Raw genomic sequence first — 22,496 nt, forward strand, 5'->3', positions numbered from 1 at the left:
AAACGGCATGCACATGGCGCTGGGCAAGGGAAGTGAGCCCGGTGCGCTGGTTGATTGGAGCATCGTGCCGACCGAATCAACCTAAAGTGCAGCGTGTGTCTTGAAAGACGCGGCGAAAGGCTCGGGGGTCAGGGAGCGATGGCGTTCGACATGGGTGCTGAAAGCTCAGTCAACTGCTATGCGACAGCGGATGCTGTATGAAAATGTCGACGCTTGGAAAATGCAGTGCCGAAATTATATACGTTTACCTGGATTGGGGTAAGCCCTAGGTTGTTAATGTGCAACGTCTTGGGCAAAGGCAGCCCGCAGCGCGGCGTGATAGTGCGGCAGGCGCGCCTGGATGAGGGCCTTTTGCGCCTGCCAAGCGGCCAACTGCTCGGGGGAGCGCCGCGGGGCCGGCGCCCAGATGGCTTCCGGAAAGTGGCTGTCGCCCGCCCAGCGCGGGATCACGTGCCAGTGCAGGTGCGGCACCATGTTGCCGAATTGCGCCAGATTGATCTTGTCGGCTTGCAGGACATCGCGCTGGGTCTGTTCCACCCGCCACACCGCCTCCATGAGCGCATGCCGGGCGGCCGCCGGCAATTGGGTCATTTCGGCCAGGTGTTCCTGCCAGATTACGCGCGTGTAGCCGGGGTGCAGCGGGTCGTCGACCGCAATGACCCGAAGGAGCGCGCCGGCCCAGAGCACCTGGCCGCCGGCGGTCAGGCATAAAGGGCAGTCATCGGCTTTCTTCATGATTTCTTCTTTCCATTCCGGATGTGCTCCAGCGCTTTGACGATGCATTCCAGAACCGCGATGCGCGCATGACGCTTGTCGTCAGACGGCACCAGATGCCAGGGGCAATCGGGGGTGCTGGTGTGCTGGAACATCTCGTTGGCCGCCTGGACGTAGGCATCCCATTTCCTGCGGTTGCGCCAGTCGTCCGGCGTGATCTTGAAGGACTTGAACGGCGATTCCTCGCGCTCGCGAAAGCGCTTCAATTGCTCGTCTTTGGTGACCGCCAGCCAGAACTTCAGCACCACGGCGCCGCTGTCCAGCAGTTGCGACTCGAACTGGTTGATCTCCCGATAGGCGCGCCGCCATTCGGTGGCGGAGGCATATCTTTCCACGCGTTCGACCAGGACTCGCCCATACCAGGACCTGTCGAAGATGGCGATGTTTCCGGGGCGGGGAAGGTCGCGCCAGAAGCGCCACAAATAGGGATGGGCAAGCTCATCGCCGGTGGGGGCGGAAATGGGAATGGCGCGGAACTGGCGGGCATCCAGCGCATGGGTGATGCGGCGTATGGTGCCGCCCTTGCCGGCGGCATCCTGGCCCTCGAAGACCAGCACCACCGCGGTGTCCTGGAACTTGCCATGCTGCGCCAGGCGGGCCAGGCGGCGCTGCCACTCCGCCAGCTGCCTGTCGTATTCGTCGTCGGCCAGCTTCGCCGTATAGTCCAGTGCCTGCAGCGTGGGCGGCGCTTGGGCCGCCCCGGCGACGATGCGTGTGTCCGAGGGGTGGCTGGAAGGCTTGCGGCTTCCTTCGCGCAAGGCGGCCAGCACGGCCCGTCCGGTGCAGATTGTGCGCATGTCCGGATCGGCGGCGGGGATGACGCGCCATGGGGCATGTTCGCCGTCGGTCATCGATATCGCCAGCGCGGCGGCGTCGCGCAGACGCTCGAATTTTTTTCCGGCCTTGACGTCCTCGGGCCGGACCTGCCACGCCGTGTCGGGATTCGACAGCAGTTCGACGGTTCGGCGCTTTTGCGCCTTCTTGGACAAGTGATACCACAGCTTGACGATCTGCACCCCATTGTCCGAAAGCGTGCTTTCGAACTCGCGTATTGCGCGCGCCATCGAGCGGATCTTTTCCTGATCGGGATGCTTCCGGGCGGCCTCGGCCAGCAAGGGCCGGTACCACGAGCCGAATACGATGCCCGTCTTGCCCTTGGCGGGCAGATTGCGCCAGTAGCGCCACAGAAAAGGATGGGATTGTTCTTCCTGCGTGGGTTCGCCGAACGCCAGGGTGCGTACGTGGCGGGCATCCATCCATTCGTTCAGCAGGCTGATGGACGCGCCCTTGCCCACCCCGTCGATGCCCGCGATGACGATCAGCAAGGACCGCTGCGCCTTCGCCAGGCGTGCGTACTGCGCCTTGAGCAAGGCGGTGCGCAATCGCGCTTCGGCGGCCCCGGCTTTCTCGCGGCCGAAGACCGGATCCAATTCGGCGACGGAAAACAGGGAGTCCATGCCGGGCCTGATACAGGAAGTCAGGCGCTGAAAAACAGTTCGTGCAGCGCCGCGCCCGGCTCGGGCGCGCGCATGAAGGCTTCGCCCACCAGGAAGGCATGGACCTCGTGATCGCGCATGAGCTTGACGTCTTGCGGAGCCAGGATGCCGCTTTCGGTGACGATGCGCTTGCCTTCGGGAATGGCGGGCAGCAGATCCAGCGTATTCTGCAGTGACGTCTCGAAGTTGCGCAGGTTGCGGTTGTTGATGCCGATGAGCGATGTGTTCAATTGCAGGGCGATGTCCAGCTCGCCGCGGTCATGGACCTCGACCAGGACGTCCATGCCCAGCTCGGTGGCGACCTCTTCATACTCGCGCAGTTGCTGGGGCGACAGGGCGGCCACGATCAGCAGGATGCAGTCGGCGCCCAGCGCCCGGGCATGAACGATCTGGTAGGGATCGATCATGAAGTCCTTGCGCAGCACGGGAAGGCTGCACGCGGCCCGGGCCTGCCGCAGGTAGTCGTAGGATCCCTGGAAGAACTTCACGTCGGTCAGCACGGACAGGCAGGCGGCGCCATGCGCGGCATACGACGAGGCGATCTCGACGGGATTGAAGTTCTCGCGGATGACTCCCTTGGAGGGCGATGCCTTTTTTATCTCGGCAATGACGGCGGGCTTTCCCTGGGCGATTTTTTCTTCGAGGGCCCGGGCGAAGCCGCGCAGATCCTTGCGGCTTTTGGCTTCGCGCAGCATGTCTGATTCGCTGCGCATTTGCCTTGCCGTGGCGACTTCCGCTTTTTTTGTTTCAAGGATTTTGGCAAGAATATCGTTCATGCTTTCAGCGTCCGTGTATAGGTGCAGAATTCATCCAGCTTGGCTCGGGCGGCGCCGCTGGCCAGCGCGTCGAAGGCCATTTTCAGGCCCTGCTCGATGGACTCCGCCTTGTTGCCCGCATAGATGGCCAGGCCGGCGTTAAGCCCTACGATATCACGAGCGGGTCCGCTGACGTTATCCAGCGCTTCCAGCACCATGCGGGCCGATTCGTCGCGGTTCTCGACCTTGATGGACCGGTTCGACATCATGGTCATGCCGTAGTCTTCGGGATGGATTTCGTATTCGCGGATCTTGCCGTCCTTCAGCTCGCCGACCAGGGTGGCGGCGCCCAGCGAGGCTTCGTCCATGCCGTCCTTGCCATGGACGATGAGCACGTGCCTGGAGCCCAGCAATTCCAGCACGCGCACCTGTATGCCCACCAGATCGGCATGGAATACGCCCATCAGCTGATTGGCGGCATTGGCCGGGTTGGTCAAGGGGCCCAGTATGTTGAAGATGGTGCGCACGCCCAGTTCCTTGCGAACGGCGGCGACGTTCTTCATGGCGCCGTGGTGGGCGGGCGCGAACATGAAGCCTATGCCCGTGCGCTCTATGCTTTCGGAAACCTGTTCGGGATTGAGCGCAATGTTGGCGCCCAGCGCTTCGAGCACGTCGGCGCTGCCGGACGAGGACGAGGCGCTGCGGCCGCCATGCTTGGCGATCTTTACGCCTTGCGATGCCGCGACGAACATGGACGCGGTTGAAATGTTGAAGGTATTCGAGCCGTCGCCCCCGGTTCCGCACATGTCCAGGAGTTCCCCGGGGTCGGACGTCTTCACGGGCAGGGCGAACTCGCGCATGACCTGGGCCGCCGCGGTGATTTCGCCCACGGTTTCCTTCTTGACACGCAGGCCCATGATCAGCGCGCTGGCGATCTGCGGCGTCATTTCGCCGCGCATCAGCATGCGCATCAGGTGCAGCATTTCGTCGTGGAATATCTCGCGATGTTCGATGCAGCGCGACAGGGCTTCGGTAGGTGTGATCGTCATGTTCTTATTCCAGTGGGGGCATAAAGCCGTCAGATTTCCAGGAAGTTCTTCAGCAAGGCGTGGCCATGTTCGCTGAGCACGGATTCGGGATGGAACTGGACACCATACACGGGCATGGACGTGTGGCGCACCCCCATGATTTCCCCATCGTCGGTCTGGGCCGTGACGTCCAGGCAGTCGGGCAGGGTGTCGCGCTGGATGGCCAGCGAATGATAGCGCGTCACCGCGTACGGCGAAGGCAGCCCCTTGAACACATCGGTGCCGGCGTGCGTGATGTTCGAGACCTTGCCGTGCATGATCTGCCTGGCGCGCACGATGTCGCCGCCAAAGGCGGCGCCTATGGCCTGGTGACCCAGGCACACGCCCAATATGGGCAGCTTGCCGGCAAAATGCCGTATCAGCTCGATGGATATGCCCGCTTCGGCCGGCGAGCAGGGGCCGGGCGAGACGCAGATGCGTTCGGGTTTCATGGCGGCGATATCGGCCACGGTGATCTGGTCGTTGCGCACTACGCGCACGTCTTCGCCCAGCTCGCCGAAATACTGGACGAGGTTATAGGTGAATGAATCGTAATTATCAAGCATCAATAACATGTGTTTCTCCTGAAGTCGATGCTTCGTTAAATGGGTTCGTCCAGGCCGTACTGCACCTGCTCGGCGGCGCGCAGCACGGCGCGCGCCTTGGCCTCGGTTTCCTGCCATTCCTTTTCGGGATCCGAGTCGGCCACGATGCCGGCGGCCGCCTGCACGTACAACATGCCGTCCTTCACGATGCCGGTGCGTATGGCGATGGCCACGTCCATTTCGCCGCCGTAGCTCAGGTAGCCGGCGGCCCCGCCGTAGATGCCGCGGCGCACGGGCTCGAGTTCGTCGATGATTTCCATGGCGCGCACTTTGGGCGCTCCGGTCAGGGTGCCCGCCGGGAAGGCGGCGCGCAGCACATCCATATTGCTCATGTTCTCGTGCAGTTCGCCGGTCACGTTGGAGACCAGGTGCATGACATGCGAATAGCGCTCTATCGTCATGGTGTCGGTAACCTTGACCGAACCGGTCTTGGCGACGCGGCCAACGTCGTTGCGCGCCAGGTCGATCAGCATGACGTGCTCGGCGCGCTCCTTGGGGTCGGCGATCAGTTCCTCGGCCAGGCGGGCATCCTCCTCCGGCGTGGCGCCGCGCTTGCGGGTGCCGGCCAGCGGACGTATCGTCACCATGGTCTTGTTGCGATCGGACTCGCCGGCGATTTCCTGGCGAACCAGGATTTCCGGTGACGAGCCCACCACCTGGAAGTTGTCGAAGTTCCAGTAGTACATATAGGGCGAGGGATTCAGCGAGCGCAGCGACCGGTACAGCGACAGCGGGGAATCGCGGAAGGGCTTGGCGATGACCTGGCCTATCTGCACCTGCATCAGGTCGCCCGCGGCAATGTATTCCTTGGCCTTCAGGACCGCGTCTATATAGTCTTTCTTGTCGAAATCGCGCCGGCTTTCGGTCTGCATGCTGGCGTAGGCGTAGGGGATGACCACGGGAGTGCGCAGCTTCTCGCGCAATTCCTTCAGCCGGCGCCTGGCCAGCGCAAACGCTTCGGCCTGGTTCGGATCGGCATAGACGACCAGATAGGTGCGCCCCGCCAGGTTGTCCACGATGACCAGCTCGTCGACCTGCAAGAGCATGATGTCGGGCGTGCCGCCGTCCTGTCCAGCGGGAAAGGGCTTTACGGCGGGGCCAAGGCGCGGCTCGATGTGGCGCACGGTGTCGTAGCCGAAGTAGCCCGCCAGGCCGCCCGCAAAGCGGGGCATGCCGGGCCGCAAGGCAACCTTGAAGCGCTGCTGGTAGGTTTCGATGAAGCTCAGGGGGTCGCCTTCGTGGCGCTCCACCACCTTGCCCTGATGCAGCACTTCGGTCGTGGTGCCGCTGGAACGGATGACGGTCTTGGCCGGCAGGCCAATGAAGGAATACCGCCCGAAGCGCTCGCCGCCCACCACCGATTCCAGCAGGCAGCTGTTGCGCCCGCCTTCGGGGCCGCTGTGCGCCAGCTTCAGGTAAATGGCCAGGGGCGTGTCCAGGTCGGCGTAGGTTTCCGCAATCAGGGGAATGCGGTTGTAGCCTTGCGCCGCCAGGGCGTTGAATTCGATCTCTGTCATAGTGGTCTCTGTGTGATGTTTGCATACAGGCCGGGACAGAATCAAAAAAACCCGGCCACTTTCTGGTTCCGGGTTGCGCTTTTCTGGTAATGCTGGCGGCACGGAAAGACGAGGTCTTTGGCGCCGGGAGAGGATTACCGCTACCCAGAACACAAACGCCACCAGCGCCAGTAGGCGCGGGGCGTGGTGCAGTAATAAAGGGTAGCGGTCATGGGGTTTTATTCGGTTTCAGTGCCGTGCGGCCCATTCGGCTGCTTCGGCGATGGACGTAACTATATCATCGACTTCAAGAGTACGCACGTCCATTCCTTCATTGTAGCCATAAGGCACGGCCAGCACCGGTATTTGCGCTGCGCGGGCGGCGAGCGCGTCGTTCACGGAATCGCCTATGGCCAGCGCTTCCTGCGGGCTGACGCCCAGCAGGCCGCAGGCATGGAGCAGGGGCATGGGATGGGGCTTTTTCCGTTCGCAGGTATCGCCGCACACCACATGGTCCATGTACTGGTCTATGCCGAAGCGTGCAAGCAGGGGATGGGTGAACTCGGTGGGCTTGTTGGTGACGACGGCCATTTTCACGCCAGCGCGGCTGAAGGCCTGCAGGCCCTCGAGGACGCCCGGATACAGGGTTGCCTCCTGGCCGTTGCGTGCATGATAGTGGCGCTCGAAGATGCCCAGGCCGTGCCGCAGCTCTTCTTCGGAGGGCGGCGTGCCGGTCCCGTTGTTGGACAATGCCCGCATGACCAGGTTTTCCGTGCCTTTGCCCACGTAGGTGGCAATGGTTTCCTGCGCAAGCGCCGGCAGGCCCAGCTCCAGCCGCATGGCATTGGCGGCGCTGGCCAGGTCGGGAATGGTGTCGAGCAGGGTGCCATCGAGGTCCAGCAGAACGGCGGAGAAAGGCATGTGTTTTCCTGATAGGTGCGAAGACTTGAATCCGCGATTGTAGAGGCTGGCGGGGGCGGGCCGGCGGCCGACACCTGCGTGTAACATGCGGATGCTAGATTGCCATGGCCGGCTCGTATTGTCGCTGTGTCGGATTTTTATGGGTTGTTCGACGCAAATGAAGATGGTATCGATGCGGGATAAAGTGCCCGGCAGGCACAGTGGGTCGACGTATGGCGAAAATATGAAAATGCTGGCTAGCTTTCGCAAGGTATTGAAGGAAGTGGCGTTGACGCCTTTGTACCAGCCCATCGTCGACGTGCAGTCCGGCGCGATCATCGGCTACGAAGGGCTGATACGCGGCCCTTCCGACTCTCCATTGCATGTGCCCGCGACCTTGTTCAATGTTGCGCGCCTGTGCGGCGAAACCGCGGAGCTGGAGCGCTTGTGCCGCAAGGTCCACATCGAAAAGTTCGTGCAGATGGGCTTGTCCGGCAAGCTTTTCCTGAACATGAGCCCCGACGTCCTTCTGATGCCGGCCATCGAGTCGGGCGCTTCCTTGCTGACGCCGGCCCTGGCCGGGATGGCGCCTGAAAATATCGTGATCGAACTGACCGAGTCCGATTCCACGTCGAATTATCCCCTGCTGAGGCAAGCGGCCTCGGACTACCGGGGTTTCGGGTTGCAGATCGCCATCGACGATCTTGGCGAAGGGTTCTCCAGCCTGCGGCTCTGGTCGGAGCTGCGCCCCGAGTACGTCAAGATCGACAAGTATTTTGTTCAGGGTATCGACAAGGACGCGGTCAAGCGTCAGTTTGTACGATCCATTTCCGAGATCGCCCAGCAATCGAAGTCCAGCGTCATTGCCGAAGGCATCGAAACCGAAGCGGAACTTCAGGCGATACGCAGCCTGGGCATCCAGTACGGCCAGGGCTATCTGCTGGCCAGGCCGGCCATGCCTCCGGTTGCGGTATTGCCGCCTGAAACCCTGCGGCTGTTCGGCAAGGGCCCCAACCCGAAGCGGCCCCCCATGAATGAAGCTTACAGAAGCGTGGCAACCGTACGCAAGATCTTGCGTACAGTGCCCGCGGTCGCGGACTCCACCGCCACCAACGATGTCTACGATATCTTCCAGAAACAGGCCGACCTGAATGTGCTGGCGGTGCTGCGCGACGGCGTTCCCATAGGGCTCATACAGCGCCTGCGCATGCTGGACAAGCTGGCCCGGCCCTACCATCGGGAACTATACGGAAACAAGCCCTGCGCCCTTTTCATCGAGAATGCGCCGCTCATCGTCGACCACAAGACCAGCCTGCAGGACCTGGGGAATCTGATTACCGAAGCGGATCCGCATCATCTTTCGGACGGTTTCATCATTACCGAGGGCGGCCAGTTCATTGGCGTGGGCACAGGCTTCGACCTGATACGCGAAATCACGCAGATGCAGATCCATGCGGCGCGCTACGCCAACCCGCTGACCCAACTGCCCGGCAATGTTCCCATCGACGAGCATATCGAGGCGCTGCTGCTGGGCGAAGAGCCTTTTGCCGTCTGTTACGGCGACCTGGACCATTTCAAGCCCTTCAATGACCTATACAGCTACCGCAAGGGCGACGAGGTCATACAGATCACCGCCGGACTGCTGCGCGAGCATGCCGATCCGAACCTGGATTTCGTGGGCCATATCGGCGGCGACGATTTCATCGTTGTCTTCAAGAGCCCCGACTGGCGCGAGCGCTGCGGGAGGCTGCTGAACCAGTTCGCCCCTTCCACCTCTCGTTTGTACAAGCCCGAGCATCTGGCCGCGGGCGGCTACGTGACGGAGAACCGCCAGGGGGTCGAGGTATTCCACCCGCTGGTCAGTTTTTCCATGGGTGTGGTGCAGGTGGATGCGGCCTTGCCTTACTCCAGCCACCAGATTGCCGAATTCGCCGCCCAGGCAAAGTCGGAAGCCAAGAAGATTCCCGGCAATTCCCTGTTCGTCGAACGCCGTGCGCTGCCGCGGGGCGCCTGCGGTGTTGCCGCGCAAGCCGCTCCGGACCCGGGTCGGGATTGAGCCGATAACACGGCCCGACGCCTGCATTGCCCATGCAAACTACAGCGCATGGCCGCCGGGTCAGGCCGACAGCGACTCGCCCTTGGCGATCTCGCCGCGCAGTGCATCGATGACCGTTTTGTAGTCGGGCTGGCTGAAGATGGCCGAGCCGGCCACGAAGGTGTCGGCCCCGGCGGCGCGTATGGCCGCGATATTGTCGACCTTGACCCCGCCGTCGACTTCCAGCGCGATGGGCTGGCCGCCCGCGTTCAGCCAGGCGTCGATCTTGCGCCGCGCCTGCGTCAGCTTGGCCAGGGTGCCGGGTATGAAGCGCTGGCCGCCGAACCCGGGATTGACCGACATCAGCAGGACGACATCCAGTTTATCCATGACGTAGTCCATCCAGTCCAGGGACGTGGCCGGATTGAACACCAGCCCCGCTTTGCAGCCATGTTCCTTGATCAGGGCCAGGCTGCGGTCGGGGTGGCGCGAGGCTTCCGGGTGAAAAGTAATAATATTGGCACCCGCCTTGGCGAATTGCGGGATAATGGCGTCGACCGGCTCGACCATCAGGTGCACGTCGATCGGCGCATCGGTATGCGGCCGCAGGGCTTCGCAAACCATGGGACCGATGGTCAGGTTGGGCACGTAGTGGTTGTCCATGACATCGAAATGAATCCAGTCCGCGCCGGCGGCGATGACATTTTTTACTTCTTCCCCCAGGCGGGCAAAGTCGGCGGCCAGCAGGCTGGGAGCGATACGGGTAAGCGGGGTAGTGGACATGGTCGTGGGTTTTCAGGATGCGAAGTGGGGCAGGAAGCAAAGCTGCGAATATGTCATTATTGCAGGTAAGCGCTGACTTTCCTTTTAAATACGGCGGAATCATTTAATTTGGAACCTTCACATGAAGCCTTACGACATCGCGGTCACCGTCACGCCTCAATACCTGCCGGACCAGTCCGAGCCCAACGAGCAGCAGTTCGTGTTCGCCTATACAGTGCGCATCACCAATAACGGCCAGCATGCCGCCCAGGTCATCAGCCGCCACTGGATCATTACCGACGGCAAGCAGCAGACCCAGGAAGTCCGCGGACTGGGCGTCGTCGGGCAGCAGCCCCTGCTGGCGCCGGGCGAATCGTTCGAATACACCAGCGGCTGTCCGCTGCCCACGCCGGTGGGCACCATGCGCGGCACCTATCATTGCGTCGGCGAAAACGGCGTTCCCTTCGAGGTTCCCATCCAGGAATTCGTCCTGGCCATGCCACGCACCTTGCATTAACCCACGCTACGCAACTCTTTATGAAACGAATACTGCTTTCTTCGTGCCTGCTGGCCCTGCTGGCGGCATGCAGCACCGTATCGCTGACCCCCGAAACAGGGACGGGCGCAGAGTCGCCGGCCGGGCCGTCCGTGGGCATTGCCGAGCAGCCCCTGCGCGTGCCGGCGCTGGAGTCCATGCGTGACACCCCGGCCAGGGCCCTGGCGGGCAAGTACAGGCAGGCGTCCTGGGCGTCGATGCCGGGGTGGGCCAACGACGACCTGGAACACGTCTGGAAGGCCTTCATCAATAATTGCAAGGGCCTGATGCGGCCCGTGTCCGGCTCGCTGGCCCAGCAGGCGCGCGCCACGCCGCGCGCCTGGCAGCCGGTCTGTGCCGCGGCGGTCCAGTCCGGATTGGCCGCCGCCAATCCCGGTCCCGGCGCCTTGCGGCAATTCCTGCAGACCCATTTGCAGCCCTGGCATCTGCTGGATGCGTCCGGCAAGGCGGCCCGCAACACGGTTACCGGCTACTACGAACCCCTGGTGCATGCCTCCCGCAAGCGCGAGGGTGACTACCAATGGCCCTTGTATGCGGCCCCTGCCGACTTGCTGACCATCGATCTGGGCACGGTATACCCCGAGCTGGCCGGCAAGCGCGTGCGCGGCAAACTGGTGGGGAAACGGGTGGTGCCTTATGACACCCGCGCCGAGATTGCCGCCTCCGAATCGCGGCAGCCGCCCGTCATCGTCTGGGCCAGCGACCCGGTCGAGGCGTTCTTCCTGCAAATACAAGGCTCGGGGCGGGCCCTGTTGCCCGACGGCTCCGTGCTGCGCCTGGCCTATGCCGACCATAACGGCAGGCCTTATGTTTCCATAGGCCAGTGGCTGGCCAAAAAAGGTGAATTGCCGCTGGCGCAAGCGTCCATGCAGAACATCAAGGCCTGGGCCAGGAAGAATCCTTCGCGGGTCCAGGAGCTGCTCAACGCCAATCCGGCCATGGTGTTTTTCAATGAAGAGGCGGTGACGGATCCCGAACTGGGTCCGAGAGGCGCTTACGGCATTCCTCTGATCGGCCAGCGTTCCGTCGCGGTCGACACCACCTTTGTGCCGCTGGGCGCGCCGCTATTCCTGTCCACCACCTACCCCGCAAGCAGCCAGCCTTTGCAGCGACTGGTCTTCGCGCAGGATACCGGAGCGGCCATCAAGGGCGCGGGGCGCACGGACTTTTACTGGGGCTTCGGCGACGAGGCCGGCGCCATGGCCGGCCGCATGAAGCAGCAGGGCGAAACATGGCTGTTGTGGCCCAAACAGGCGGGGGCTCCCTCGGCGCGATGAACAAGGAATCCGTTCTGGTATGCGGAACCGGCATCGCCGGTCTTTCAGCCGCATTGGGCCTGGCCAGAGCAGGGGCGGACGTGGCGCTGCTGGGCCCGCGCGCGGCGGCTTCGGCGGCCGCCGCCGACATCTATTGCCCGCGCGTGTACGCCATATCGGCCTCCAGCCAGGCTTTCCTGTGCGGCTTGGGCGTCTGGGACATGATGGATGCCCGCCGCATCACGCCGGTCGAAGCCATGGAAGTCTATGGCGACGGGGGCGGCGCATTGCACCTGAACGCCTGGCAGGCGGCGCAGACGGCCCTGGCATGGATCGTCGAGTCCAGCGAGATGGAGCGTGTCCTGCAGCAGGCGGTGCAGGTATTCGGCCTTGCATGGCATGCCGAGAAATTCCAGCGCCTGGAATCGAAAGCGGTGCTGACCGATAGCGGCCGCACGCTTCAGCCGGGCCTGCTCGTGGGGGCCGATGGCGCGCGTTCTCCGGTGCGCGAGGCCGCGGGCATCAGCCACGATACGCGCGCCTATGGCGACACCGGCCTGGTCGTTCACCTGACCGCCGAACTGCCGCATCAGAACGCGGCCCTGCAATGGTTCACCGGCGACAGCATCCTGGCCTTGCTGCCGCTGCCCGACACGGCCGATGGGCACCAGGTCTCCATGGTCTGGTCCATGCCCGACGCCCTGGCCAATGAGCTCATGGCGCTGCCCGAGGCCGAGCGCAATGCCCGGCTCGAGTCCCGGCTGGCCATGACCAGCGGCGGGCGGCTGGGCCGGCTGACCGTGCGCAGCCCCTTGTTCGGCTTCCCGCTATACCTTGAAAAAAGCGCGATGATCGCGCCGGGCGTCGCGCTGGTCGGCGACGCGGCGCACCGGGTGCACCCCTTGGCTGGACAGGGCCTGAACCTGGGCCTGGCGGACGTCGAGGAGCTATTGCGTATACTGGCCGCCAGGGAAGGTTACCGCCCGGTCGGCGATATGCGCGTATTGCGCCGCTACCGGCGCGCGCGCGCCGAAGCCATACTGGCCATGAGCGCGGCCACCGACGGCTTGCATCGCCTTTTTGCCGCCCAGGCGGCGCCGGTGGCCTGGGCGCGCAACGCCGGCATGCACTGGGTCGACCGGCTGCCCTTCGTCAAGCAGCTGCTTATCGGCGCGGCGGCCCGATAGGCGCCGTGCTTCGGGGCGGCCCGCGTCATTCACGTTATCGAACAGTTTGATCAGGAGTCTTTATGCGTTTGCGTTCCATGGCCTGGCTTGCGATTGTTGCTGCGGTCGGCATGTCGTCGATGGGCGGGGCGGCAGTGGCCCAGTCCCGCGTCCTGTCCACTCAAGGCAACGATCGCGCGGCCCCCGCCAATGTGCTGTCCACCGAAGGCAATGAAGGCGCGGCGCCGGCGCGCGTGATTTCCACGAAGGATCTCGCCACGCCCGAGACGGTGCGCAAGTCGTTCCAGGAGCGTTTCCCGGGAATCGATATCGTGGTGGTGAAGCGCACGCGGTTTCCCGGACTGTTCGAGGTGCAGATAGGCATGGACCTGCTGTATACCGATGGCAATGTCGATTACCTGATGCAGGGTTCGCTGATCGATGCCAAGTCGCGCACGGACCTGACCGCCGAGCGCCTGGAGGAACTCTCCAGGGTGTCGTTCTCGTCCCTGCCGCTGGATCTGGCCATCAAGCAGGTCAAGGGCGATGGCTCCCGGCAGATCGCGGTGTTCGAAGATCCCAATTGCGGATACTGCAAGCGCCTGCACCAGACGCTGAAAGACGTCGACAACATCACCGTATATACCTTCCTGTTTCCCATCCTGTCGCCGGATTCCACCGTGAAGGCGCGCAATATCTGGTGCGCCAAGGATCAGGCCGCAACCTGGCGCAACTGGATGCTGGAGGGCAAGGCGCCGCCCGAGGCCGATTGCGAAACCCCCGTTGAAACCGTGCTGGCGCTGGGCAAGAAGCTCATGGTGCAGGGCACGCCGGCCATTATCTTCGCCGACGGCAGCAGGGTGAACGGCGCCTTGCCGCTGGACGCCTTGAAGCAAAAGCTCGACAGCGTCAGAACCGCAAATTGATTCAGCGGCGCAAGCCCTCGTCGCTGCTGGCGGCGAGGGCTTTTTTTGCGCCTGCGCCCAGTCTGCGGCCGCGCTCCAGTCCATTCATTTTTTACAAACTTGTTCCCTCGGAGACATTGACTTTCCATTTTTTATCATTCTAGAATGAGAATGATTCTTATATGGATTATTATCTATTGAAGGAAAGGAAGCATGCGCTCCACAGGACAATGCCGTAAAGAACGGGCCCACGGGACCCGCACGGCATGACGGCCGCCGCCAAACTGAAAACCTGGTACTGGATACACAAGTGGTCCAGCCTGGTCTGCACGGTCTTCCTGCTGGTCATCTGCCTGACCGGCTTGCCGCTGGTGTTCCATGAAGAGATCGAGCATTGGCTGGATGACGGCAAGCCCTATGCGACGGTTCCGGAGGGGACGGCGCCGGCCGACCTGGACCTTATCGTGGACAAGGCCAGGGCCATGTACCCGAAGGAAGTCATCGATTTCGTTTTCATGGACGATGAGGAACCGCAGGTTCTGGTGGGCATGGCGCCATCCTACGACGCGGACCCGGATCTGGCCCATTACATCAAGTTCGACGCGCACACGGGTGAGCTCCTGAAAGACGGTCGCACCGTGTCGCAGGACAAGCTGACCTTCATGGGCATGATGCTGGCCCTGCATGTGGACTGGTTCACCGGCCTGCCGGGCGAGCTGTTCCTTGGCCTGATGGCGCTGCTGTTCGTTGTGGCGATCGTCTCGGGCGTGGTTCTTTACGGCCCTTTCATGAAAAAGCTGCCGTTCGGGACAGTGCGCGCCGAAAGATCGCGGCGCTTGAAGTGGCTGGATCTGCATAATCTTCTGGGCATCGTCACCCTGGTCTGGGCCGGCGTCGTCGGCGTGACCGGCGTCATCAATGAACTGGCGACTCCGCTGTTCGGCTTGTGGCAGGCGACGGAAGTCGCGCAGATCATCGCGCCCTACAAGGACGACAAGCCGCCTGCAATGCCATCGTCCGTCCAGGGCGCCGCCGACGCGGCGGGCAAGGCGGTGCCGGGCCGAACGGTCATCAGCATGAATTTCCCGGGCAACCGCTTTGCCACGCCCCATCATTACATGGTCTGGACCAAGGGCTCGACGCCGCTGACCTCGCACCTGTTCACGCCCGTGCTGATCGATGCGGGCACGGGTGAAGTGACGACGATCGCGCATCCGCCCTGGTACCTGACGGCGCTCGAGCTCTCGCGGCCCCTGCATTTCGGCGATTACGGCGGCATGCCCCTGAAAATACTTTGGACGCTGCTGGACCTGTTGACCATCGTGGTGCTGGCCAGCGGCCTGTATCTGTGGGTGGCCCGGCGCCGCGCCAACGATGCGCGCATTGCAGCCATGGCGCGTTCGCCCGTCGCGGTGCTGGAAGCGGGAGCCCCGTCATGAGCGCCCGCGCGCCATTCCTGAAAGTATGGGGTGTCCCGGGCCTGTTGGGGCTGTTGACGGCATTCGGCCTGCTGGCCGCATTGCTGGGAACGGGCGTATGGCATGGCTTGTCGTGGCTGAGCCTGTCCATCCCCATCCTGGTTGCCGCACGCTACTGGATTGCACCGCGCAAATAGAAGATTTCAAAAAGAGAGAGGGAAACAAACATGGAAGCTGCCGTCCCGATGCGGATCAGGACGCTGGTCCTGGCTGTCGCTAGCATTTTCGCCGCCTGGTCCTGGTCGGGCCAGAGCGCCCTGGCCCAGGAGGCCTCCGGCGGCACGGACTCGGCCGGCAAGCCGGCAACCCTGGGGACGATCACCGTGACCGCCCAGCCCGAGACGGCGACCACGCCGGTGTCCGGCTACATCGCCACGCGGGCGGCCACGGCCAGCAAGACCGACACGCCCTTGATCGAGACGCCGCAGGCGGTTACCGTCATCACGCGCGACGAAATCGTGGACCAGGGCGCGCAGAACATCCAGGATGCGCTGAACTACGCCGCCGGCGTCCGCTCGGACGCGTACGGGCTGGATTCAAGAACCGATTCATTTCGCGTAAGAGGCTCCGAACCCACCGTCTACCTCGACGGCCTGCGCCAGAACTACAACTGGTACACCAGCACCACGCGCGTTGAGCCTTACACCCTGGAGCGCATCGAAGTGCTGCGCGGGCCGGCGTCCATGCTGTACGGACAGGGCAGCACGGCGGGCGTGGTGAACCTGGTCAGCAAGCGTCCCTTGGCCGAAGCCCAGCGTGAAATCGGCATTTCATACGGCACGCACAATCGCAGGCAGATCCAGGCCGACCTTACGGGGCCGTTGACCGAGGACGGAACCTGGCTGTATCGCGTGGTGGCCGTGGGCCGCAAGGCGGATACCCAGGTGGATCATGTGCGCGACGACCGCATGCTGATCGCGCCCTCGCTGACCTGGCGCCCCAGCGCGCGCACGTCGCTGACCCTGCAAGCCTTGTGGCAGGACGACAAGTCTGGCTCGACCTCGCAATTCTTCCCGTGGGAAGGGGTGCTGCTGGACAATCCGAACGGGCAGATACCCGTTGAGCGCTTCATCGGCGAGCCCGGCTGGGACCGATACGATTCCCAGCGCAGGTCGTTCGGCTGGCTGTTCGAGCACAGCTTCAACGACAACTGGACGGTGCGCCAGAACTTCCGCTGGGCGAAGAACAAGGTGGACTACCGTTCCCTGTATGGCGATTCGTTCAACGCGTCGCAAGGCTGGGTCGGTGACCCGATCAACAAGCGGCTGATCGGCCGCTACGCCGATGCGACCCTGACGAACGTGACGATGCTGACGGCGGACCAGCATCTGGAGGGCAAGTTCGATACCGGCGCCGTCAAGCATCATATGCTGGTGGGCTTCGATGCCGCCTATGCGCGGGAAAGGAAGGAATCCGGATTGGGTCTGCCCGTGTACATGGACGGCGGGACCGTGCCGCTGATCGACGTCTACAACCCTGTCTACGGGAACTTCACGCCGCCCGCGATGAGCGACGATCCCACGGCGCGGCAGCGCGATACGGGCATCTACCTTCAGGACCAACTGAAGTTCGGTCCCAACTGGATCGTGGTGGCGGGCTTGCGTTACGACCGTTCCGTCAATGGCGTGGAAGGCGAGGACGATTCGGTCAGCACGGCCACCAGCAAGCGCCTGGGCGTGATGTATGCGGCCGACAACGGCTGGTCGCCCTACCTGAGCTACAGCGAGTCCTTTACGCCGGTGACCGGCCTGGACGCCTACAACCAGCGCTTCCGTCCCATGCGCGGCAAGCAGATCGAGGCCGGCCTGAAATACGAGTCGCAGGACGGCCGCACGGCCTTCAATGCCGCCGTCTACTCATTGAAGGAAGAGAACCGCCTGGTTCCCGATCCCGCCAATGCCAACAACAGCGTACAGGCAGGCGAAACGAAGAACACCGGTCTCGAACTGGAGCTGAAAACCGCCATCGGCCGCCAGTTCGACATGGTGGCCAGCTACAACTACATCGACCTGGATGACCAGTTGGAAGGCATGCCGCGCCACCAGGCGTCGATTTGGGGCAAGTACCGATTCGCCATCGGGCAGGCCACCGGCTTCTCGGCCGGCGCCGGCGTGCGCTGGCTGGGGTCGTTCCGTGACGGCCAGGGTCCGCGCATCCCTGGCGTCACCCTGGTCGACGCCATGCTGGCTTACGACACCCCGTCGTGGCGCTATGCCCTGAACGCCACCAATCTGCTCAACAAGACCTATGTCAGCACCTGCCTGAGTCGTGGAGACTGCTGGTTCGGTGCGCAGCGCAGCATCATCGCAAGCGCCAGCTACCGTTTCTGACCCGCCCGCACCCCGGCGCCCCGGCTGCAAACGGGGCGCCGCGTTTCGCATAGCGAACCGACGTTTCGAAAAATTTGACCCGCTGATTTTCTCCGTGACAGAATGACGCAGCCATACCGGCCTTGAATCCTGCATCCAGACAGGGCGGCCGCAAGGCGGGAGGACATGGAGATGAGTCATGATCTGCGCATGACCGGCAAAGAGGAAACGGTGGATCGCCAGTTTGTCAGCGCGCTTGCGCGCGGGCTGGAGATTTTGCGCTGTTTTCAGCCGGGCAAGGCGTATCTGACCAATGCCGATCTGGCGCGCGACACCGGCCTGCCGAAGCCGACCGTGTCGCGGCTGACCCATACCCTCAAGAAGCTGGGCTATCTGGATTATTCCGAAGCCATGGGCAAGTACATGCTTGCTTCGGGCGTGCTGGGCCTGGGTTATTCCATGCTGGCCAATCTGGATGTGCGCAATCTGGCGCGCCCGGCCATGCAGGAACTGGCCGAATATTCCCGTGTGTCCGTCGCCATCGGCGTGCGCGACCGCCTGGGCATGATCTATGTGGAAACCTGCCGCAGCAGCGCCAGGGTGACGCTGAGGCTGGATGTGGGGTCGCGTATTCCCATCGCCACGACCTCGATGGGCAAGGCGCTGATCTGCGGCATGCCGGACGACGAGCGCGATGCGGTGCTGGACGAAATACGGAAGGCGGACAAGGAAAACTGGCCGCGCATCAAGGCCGATACCGAGAAGGCATTCCGCGACTACGAGACGCTGGGTTTCTGCATTGCCCTGGGCGAATGGCAGCCGGAGATCCGCGCCGTGGGCGTGCCGCTTGTCGGTGTGCGCGGCGAAAAGCAGATGGCATTCAATTGCGGCGGCCCGGCGTATCTGCTGCCGCACGACAAGCTGGAGACCGACCTGGGGCCGCGCCTGGTGGCGCTGGTCCGGGATGTCGAAAAACAAATGGGCCGCGCGTAGGCCGGCGCAGGAAAGGAAGAAAATGATCAGGGACGAGGAAACATTGGGCCTGCTGCTGGACAGCGTATCGCGTTTCGTGCGCGAGCAATTGATACCGCTGGAAGACGAACTGGCGGAAACCGACAGGGTGCCCGCGCAGGTTGTAGAGCAGATGCGCGAACTGGGCCTGTTTGGCCTGTGCATACCCGAGGAATACGGCGGCCTGGCGCTGACCATGGAGGAAGAGGTGCTGTTCGCCTTCGAGATCGCACGCACTTCGCCGGCCTTCCGTTCCCTGATCGGAACGAACAACGGCATCGGTTCGCAAGGCATCGTCATCGACGGCACCGAGGAGCAGAAGCGCAACTACCTTCCCCGCCTGGCCTCGGGCGAGATCATCGGGTCCTTCGCCCTGACCGAGCCGGAATCCGGCTCGGACGCGGCCTCGCTGCGCACGACGGCCGTGCGCGACGGCGACCACTACGTGCTGAACGGCACCAAGCGCTTCATCACCAATGCCCCGCAAGCCGATATCTTCACCGTAATGGCGCGCACCGATCCCAAGGGCAAGGGCGGCAACGCCATCTCGGCCTTCATCGTCGAGAAGGGCACGCCCGGCCTGTCGCTGGGCAAAGTGGACAAGAAGATGGGCCAGCGCGGCGCGCACACCTGCGATGTGGTGTTCGAGGATTGCCGCGTGCCCGCCGCCAACCTGATCGGCGGCAAAGAAGGCGTGGGCTTCAAGACCGCCATGAAGGTGCTGGACAAGGGCCGCCTGCACATCGCGGCCGTCTGCGTCGGCGTGGCCGGGCGCATGCTGGACGACGCCTTGCGCTACGCGATGGAGCGCAGGCAGTTCGGCCAGCCGATTGCGCAGTTCCAGTTGATCCAGGCCATGCTGGCCGACAGCCGGGCCGAGATCTATGCCGCGCGCTGCATGGTGCTGGACGCCGCGCGGCGCCGCGATGCGGGCGGCGATGTGTCCACCGAAGCATCGTGCTGCAAGCTGTTCGCATCCGAGATGTGCGGCCGGGTGGCGGACCGGGCCGTGCAGATCCATGGCGGCGCGGGCTATGTCTCCGACTATTCCATCGAGCGCTTTTACCGCGACGTGCGCCTGTTCCGCATTTACGAAGGCACCACGCAGATCCAGCAGCTGGTGATCGCACGGAACATGATCCGCGAGGCTGGAAACTGATGCCGTCGCAAAGTGTAGCCCTGCTGGCAAGCCTGCCGCAGCGCCTGAGCGATATCCCGCGGCGGTGGGCGGCGCTTGCGCCCGACAGCGTGGCATTGGCCGAGGGCGACGTACGCTACACCTATCGCCAGTTGGCGGATGCGGTCGACCAGGCGGCCGCCCAATTGCGCGAGAGCGGCTTGCGCCCCGGCGACCGGCTGATGATCCTGGCCGAGAACTGCATCGCCCAGGTGGTGCTGATCTTTGCCGCCGCGCGCATCGACGCCTGGGCGGTGAATGTGAATGCACGCCTGTCGGACCGCGAGGTGGATGCCATACGCGAGCACAGCCGGCCGCGCCGGGTGGCCTATACCGTGGGTGTCTCGCCCGAGGCGCAAGCCCATGCGTCGCGCCACGGCGCCCGGCTTGCCTCCTTGCCGGGTGTGGGCGACATCGCCCTGGGGCTCCTGGACGATGCCTGCCTGCCCGAGCCGGTGCAGGCCGACGGCAAGGATCAGGTGGCCGCCCTGATCTATACCACGGGCACCACGGGGCAGCCCAAGGGCGTCATGCTGACCCACCGCAACCTGCTGTTCATCGCGGCGACCTCCAGCCAGGTGCGGGGCCTGCTGCCTTCCGACCGCGCCTACGGCGTTCTGCCCATCACACATGTGTTCGGCCTGGCCTCGGTCGCATTGGGCACCCTGTACGCGGGGGCGTCCCTGTACCTTGCTCCGCGCTACAGCCCGGCCGCGCTGGTCGATGCATTGCGCGACGATGGCTTGACCATCGTCCAGGGCGTGCCCGCCATGTATGCGCGCTTGCTGGAATACGATTTCGGCGCCTGGAATCCCGCCGACAGCCGCTTGCGGTTCATCTACGCGGGCGGCTCGCCGCTGGACCAGACGCTGAAGGACCAGGTCGAGCGCCTGTTCGGGCGCCCCCTGCACAATGGCTATGGCATGACCGAGAGCTCGCCCACGATCAGCCAGACGCGCATCGAATCGCCGCGCCGCGATACCTCAGTGGGATCGGCGATACCGGGCGTCGAGCTACGCATCGTCGATACCGCCGGCGCCGGACTGAAGGAAGGCGAGGCAGGAGAGCTGTGGGTGCGCGGCCCCAATGTCATGAAAGGCTATTACCGCAATCCGGAGCTGACGGCCCAGGTTCTGGACAAGGACGGCTGGCTGAACACCGGCGACATCGTCCGCCAGGATGCCGAAGGCGCGCTATTCCTCGTTGGACGCACGAAAGAACTGATCATCCGCTCCGGATTCAATGTGTATCCCGTCGAGGTCGAGGCCGCGCTGAACTCGCATCCGGCGGTGGTGCAGTCCGCGGTGGTGGGCCGCCGGGCTGGGGACGGCAATGAAGAAGTCATCGCCTTTGTGGAGCTGGATCCGGCGTCGGGCCCGGTCGATACGGCGGTGCTGCATGCCTGGCTGGAACCGCGCCTGTCTCCCTATAAAAGGCCGGCCCGCATCGTGGTGATGGACGCCATGCCCGCCGCGGCCACCGGAAAGATTCTGAAGGGCCGGCTCAAAGAGCTGGCGCAGCAGTTGCGTAAAGAAGAACTCCATCCGGAGTCCAGATAATCCCAGGAGGATAGAGACAATGAAAAAGCTATACGGAAGTATCGGACTGGCCGTTCTGGCGCTGTCCATGAGCAGCGGCAGCGCCCAAGCCGAAGAGTTCCTGGTGGGCGAGCAGGAGCCCCTGACCGGCGCGCTGGCCCGCGTGGGCACCGGCATGCACGAAGGCATCGCCGTGGCGGTCGAGGTCTTCAACAAGACCAATGGCAAGCACACCATCAAGGTGCTGACGGAAGACGACGAATCGTCGCCGGCCAAGGCCATCGCCGCCGTCGAGAAGCTGGCTTCGCAAGGCGTGGTGGCATTCACCGGCGGCTACGGCTCGAACAATATCGGACCGGCATCCGATGCGGCCAACAAACTGGGGCTGACCTACATCACTTCCGGCGGCGTCGACAATGGGCTGGTCCAGCGCGGCTACAAGACCTTCTTCCGCATCAACAACACCGCCGGCTATCAGAAGGCCATGGTGGGCGTGCTGGGCGACATGAAGGTCAAATCGGCGTCCGTCATCTATTCCACCAAGGAGGCCACCGCGCACCTGGCCGAGGACGTGCAGAAGGATCTGGCCGCCAAGGGCTTCAAGGTCGGCATGCATCCCTTCGACCCGGGCATCTCGGACTTCAAACCCATCGTCAACAAGGTGCGCCTGCGCGACAAGTCCGAGGTCATCCTCATGGTGGGCTACGAGAATGATTACGTCGGCATCCTGCGCGCGGCCAAGGTGCTGAAGCCCGATGTCAAGGCGATGATAGGCGTATGGTCGCTGGCCACGCCCAAGATGGCGGCCGACTTTCCCGACCTGATGCCCAAGGTATACGGCACGGCGCTGCTGCCCTATCCGACCAACTTCAAGACGGAAGAAGGCAAGGTGTTCTACGACGCCTACAAGAAGCTGTACAAGAAGGATCCCGACTACCTGGGCCAGTTCGGCTATGTGCAGTCCATGCTGCTGTTCGAGGCGATCGCGCGCGCAGCCGACAAGGGCACCATCAAGAACGGCGGCATCGCCGAAGAGATGGCCAAGACCGATCGCAATACGCTGATAGGCCGCGTGCAGTTCACGCAGGGCGACAATCTCAATTTCGTTCATCACATGGGCCAGCACCAGGGCGAGAAAATCGAGATCGTCTGGCCGGCCGACGCCGCGACGGCGCCCATGCAGTTCCCGGGCGTTCCCTGGTAAAGACGG

General features: G+C 63.5%; 20 protein-coding genes. 12 read left to right on the top strand and 8 right to left on the bottom strand.

Features of this window, described 5'->3' with window-relative positions; translation table 11 throughout:
- Positions 1–273 precede the first annotated feature (273 nt).
- The 7 genes from OEG81_RS01845 to OEG81_RS01875 all read right to left on the bottom strand — a co-directional run bounded on the left by OEG81_RS01845 (position 274) and on the right by OEG81_RS01875 (position 7,114).
- A complete protein-coding gene (locus OEG81_RS01845; protein WP_264131001.1) occupies positions 274–735 on the bottom strand; it encodes an HIT family protein in 462 nt (153 codons plus the stop codon).
- Positions 732–2,222 carry a polyphosphate:AMP phosphotransferase gene (pap, locus tag OEG81_RS01850; RefSeq protein WP_412034156.1) on the bottom strand — a complete coding sequence of 497 codons (1,491 nt, stop codon included), beginning with the start codon at positions 2,220–2,222 and terminating at the stop codon, positions 732–734. Before pap ends, OEG81_RS01845 begins: the two co-directional genes overlap by 4 nt.
- Positions 2,223–2,251: 29 nt before the next feature.
- Entirely contained in the window at positions 2,252–3,046 is a 795-nt protein-coding gene (trpC, locus tag OEG81_RS01855; protein ID WP_264131003.1) for an indole-3-glycerol phosphate synthase TrpC, read from the bottom strand.
- On the bottom strand, positions 3,043–4,074 hold the full coding sequence (gene trpD, locus OEG81_RS01860; protein ID WP_264131004.1) for an anthranilate phosphoribosyltransferase: 1,032 nt from the start codon (positions 4,072–4,074) through the stop codon (positions 3,043–3,045). Before trpD ends, trpC begins: the two co-directional genes overlap by 4 nt.
- 29 nt (positions 4,075–4,103) lie before the next feature.
- Positions 4,104–4,667, bottom strand: a complete 564-nt coding sequence (locus OEG81_RS01865; protein ID WP_264131005.1) for an aminodeoxychorismate/anthranilate synthase component II — start codon at positions 4,665–4,667, stop codon at positions 4,104–4,106.
- Between the two features lie 26 nt (positions 4,668–4,693).
- Entirely contained in the window at positions 4,694–6,214 is a 1,521-nt protein-coding gene (gene trpE, locus OEG81_RS01870; protein ID WP_264131006.1) for an anthranilate synthase component I, read from the bottom strand.
- A gap of 228 nt (positions 6,215–6,442) precedes the next feature.
- Positions 6,443–7,114 (bottom strand): phosphoglycolate phosphatase, encoded by a 672-nt coding sequence (locus tag OEG81_RS01875; protein WP_264131007.1) that lies wholly within the window; start codon positions 7,112–7,114, stop codon positions 6,443–6,445.
- Positions 7,115–7,337: 223 nt separating this feature from the next.
- Here OEG81_RS01875 and OEG81_RS01880 point away from each other — a divergent pair, with 223 nt between their 5' ends.
- Positions 7,338–9,149 (top strand): GGDEF domain-containing protein, encoded by a 1,812-nt coding sequence (locus OEG81_RS01880; protein WP_264131009.1) that lies wholly within the window; start codon positions 7,338–7,340, stop codon positions 9,147–9,149.
- Positions 9,150–9,209: 60 nt separating this feature from the next.
- Here OEG81_RS01880 and rpe read toward each other — a convergent pair whose 3' ends face one another.
- Positions 9,210–9,911: a ribulose-phosphate 3-epimerase gene (gene rpe, locus OEG81_RS01885; RefSeq protein ID WP_264131010.1), complete on the bottom strand. Its 702-nt coding sequence runs from the start codon at positions 9,909–9,911 to the stop codon at positions 9,210–9,212.
- Positions 9,912–10,032: 121 nt separating this feature from the next.
- Between rpe and apaG the strand changes: the two genes are divergently transcribed.
- The 11 genes from apaG (at position 10,033) to OEG81_RS01940 (ending at position 22,490) form a co-directional block, all read left to right on the top strand.
- Entirely contained in the window at positions 10,033–10,407 is a 375-nt protein-coding gene (apaG, locus tag OEG81_RS01890) for a Co2+/Mg2+ efflux protein ApaG (RefSeq protein WP_264131011.1), read from the top strand.
- 20 nt (positions 10,408–10,427) lie between these two features.
- On the top strand, positions 10,428–11,723 hold the full coding sequence (locus tag OEG81_RS01895; protein ID WP_264131012.1) for a murein transglycosylase A: 1,296 nt from the start codon (positions 10,428–10,430) through the stop codon (positions 11,721–11,723).
- A complete protein-coding gene (locus tag OEG81_RS01900; RefSeq protein WP_264131013.1) occupies positions 11,720–12,889 on the top strand; it encodes an FAD-dependent monooxygenase in 1,170 nt (389 codons plus the stop codon). Before OEG81_RS01895 ends, OEG81_RS01900 begins: the two co-directional genes overlap by 4 nt.
- Positions 12,890–12,951: 62 nt before the next feature.
- Entirely contained in the window at positions 12,952–13,794 is an 843-nt protein-coding gene (locus OEG81_RS01905; protein ID WP_317135361.1) for a DsbC family protein, read from the top strand.
- 245 nt (positions 13,795–14,039) lie between these two features.
- On the top strand, positions 14,040–15,212 hold the full coding sequence (locus tag OEG81_RS01910; RefSeq protein ID WP_264131014.1) for a PepSY-associated TM helix domain-containing protein: 1,173 nt from the start codon (positions 14,040–14,042) through the stop codon (positions 15,210–15,212).
- Positions 15,209–15,388 carry a hypothetical protein gene (locus OEG81_RS01915; protein ID WP_264131015.1) on the top strand — a complete coding sequence of 60 codons (180 nt, stop codon included), beginning with the start codon at positions 15,209–15,211 and terminating at the stop codon, positions 15,386–15,388. Before OEG81_RS01910 ends, OEG81_RS01915 begins: the two co-directional genes overlap by 4 nt.
- A 30-nt stretch (positions 15,389–15,418) precedes the next feature.
- A complete protein-coding gene (locus tag OEG81_RS01920; protein WP_264131017.1) occupies positions 15,419–17,581 on the top strand; it encodes a TonB-dependent siderophore receptor in 2,163 nt (720 codons plus the stop codon).
- 171 nt (positions 17,582–17,752) lie between these two features.
- Positions 17,753–18,553: an IclR family transcriptional regulator gene (locus OEG81_RS01925; RefSeq protein WP_264131018.1), complete on the top strand. Its 801-nt coding sequence runs from the start codon at positions 17,753–17,755 to the stop codon at positions 18,551–18,553.
- A gap of 22 nt (positions 18,554–18,575) precedes the next feature.
- Positions 18,576–19,730, top strand: a complete 1,155-nt coding sequence (locus OEG81_RS01930; protein WP_264131019.1) for an acyl-CoA dehydrogenase family protein — start codon at positions 18,576–18,578, stop codon at positions 19,728–19,730.
- Positions 19,730–21,307, top strand: a complete 1,578-nt coding sequence (locus tag OEG81_RS01935; RefSeq protein ID WP_264131021.1) for a class I adenylate-forming enzyme family protein — start codon at positions 19,730–19,732, stop codon at positions 21,305–21,307. Before OEG81_RS01930 ends, OEG81_RS01935 begins: the two co-directional genes overlap by 1 nt.
- 19 nt (positions 21,308–21,326) lie before the next feature.
- Positions 21,327–22,490 (top strand): ABC transporter substrate-binding protein, encoded by a 1,164-nt coding sequence (locus OEG81_RS01940; RefSeq protein ID WP_264131022.1) that lies wholly within the window; start codon positions 21,327–21,329, stop codon positions 22,488–22,490.
- The last annotated feature ends 6 nt before the right edge of the window (positions 22,491–22,496 follow it).

Origin of the sequence: Pollutimonas sp. M17, assembly GCF_025836975.1 — a bacterium.
GTDB lineage: Bacteria > Pseudomonadota > Gammaproteobacteria > Burkholderiales > Burkholderiaceae_B.

Bases quoted from the DNA above. Each gene is read 5' to 3' on its own strand.
- OEG81_RS01845 (WP_264131001.1), bottom strand. From the start codon at position 735: ATGAAGAAAGCCGATGACTGCCCTTTATGCCTGACCGCCGGCGGCCAG.
- trpC (WP_264131003.1), bottom strand. From the start codon at position 3,046: ATGAACGATATTCTTGCCAAAATCCTTGAAACAAAAAAAGCGGAAGTC.
- trpD (WP_264131004.1), bottom strand. From the start codon at position 4,074: ATGACGATCACACCTACCGAAGCCCTGTCGCGCTGCATCGAACATCGC.
- OEG81_RS01865 (WP_264131005.1), bottom strand. From the start codon at position 4,667: ATGTTATTGATGCTTGATAATTACGATTCATTCACCTATAACCTCGTC.
- trpE (WP_264131006.1), bottom strand. From the start codon at position 6,214: ATGACAGAGATCGAATTCAACGCCCTGGCGGCGCAAGGCTACAACCGC.
- OEG81_RS01875 (WP_264131007.1), bottom strand. From the start codon at position 7,114: ATGCCTTTCTCCGCCGTTCTGCTGGACCTCGATGGCACCCTGCTCGAC.
- OEG81_RS01880 (WP_264131009.1), top strand. From the start codon at position 7,338: ATGAAAATGCTGGCTAGCTTTCGCAAGGTATTGAAGGAAGTGGCGTTG.
- rpe (WP_264131010.1), bottom strand. From the start codon at position 9,911: ATGTCCACTACCCCGCTTACCCGTATCGCTCCCAGCCTGCTGGCCGCC.
- apaG (WP_264131011.1), top strand. From the start codon at position 10,033: ATGAAGCCTTACGACATCGCGGTCACCGTCACGCCTCAATACCTGCCG.
- OEG81_RS01895 (WP_264131012.1), top strand. From the start codon at position 10,428: ATGAAACGAATACTGCTTTCTTCGTGCCTGCTGGCCCTGCTGGCGGCA.
- OEG81_RS01900 (WP_264131013.1), top strand. From the start codon at position 11,720: ATGAACAAGGAATCCGTTCTGGTATGCGGAACCGGCATCGCCGGTCTT.
- OEG81_RS01905 (WP_317135361.1), top strand. From the start codon at position 12,952: ATGCGTTTGCGTTCCATGGCCTGGCTTGCGATTGTTGCTGCGGTCGGC.
- OEG81_RS01910 (WP_264131014.1), top strand. From the start codon at position 14,040: ATGACGGCCGCCGCCAAACTGAAAACCTGGTACTGGATACACAAGTGG.
- OEG81_RS01915 (WP_264131015.1), top strand. From the start codon at position 15,209: ATGAGCGCCCGCGCGCCATTCCTGAAAGTATGGGGTGTCCCGGGCCTG.
- OEG81_RS01920 (WP_264131017.1), top strand. From the start codon at position 15,419: ATGGAAGCTGCCGTCCCGATGCGGATCAGGACGCTGGTCCTGGCTGTC.
- OEG81_RS01925 (WP_264131018.1), top strand. From the start codon at position 17,753: ATGAGTCATGATCTGCGCATGACCGGCAAAGAGGAAACGGTGGATCGC.
- OEG81_RS01930 (WP_264131019.1), top strand. From the start codon at position 18,576: ATGATCAGGGACGAGGAAACATTGGGCCTGCTGCTGGACAGCGTATCG.
- OEG81_RS01935 (WP_264131021.1), top strand. From the start codon at position 19,730: ATGCCGTCGCAAAGTGTAGCCCTGCTGGCAAGCCTGCCGCAGCGCCTG.
- OEG81_RS01940 (WP_264131022.1), top strand. From the start codon at position 21,327: ATGAAAAAGCTATACGGAAGTATCGGACTGGCCGTTCTGGCGCTGTCC.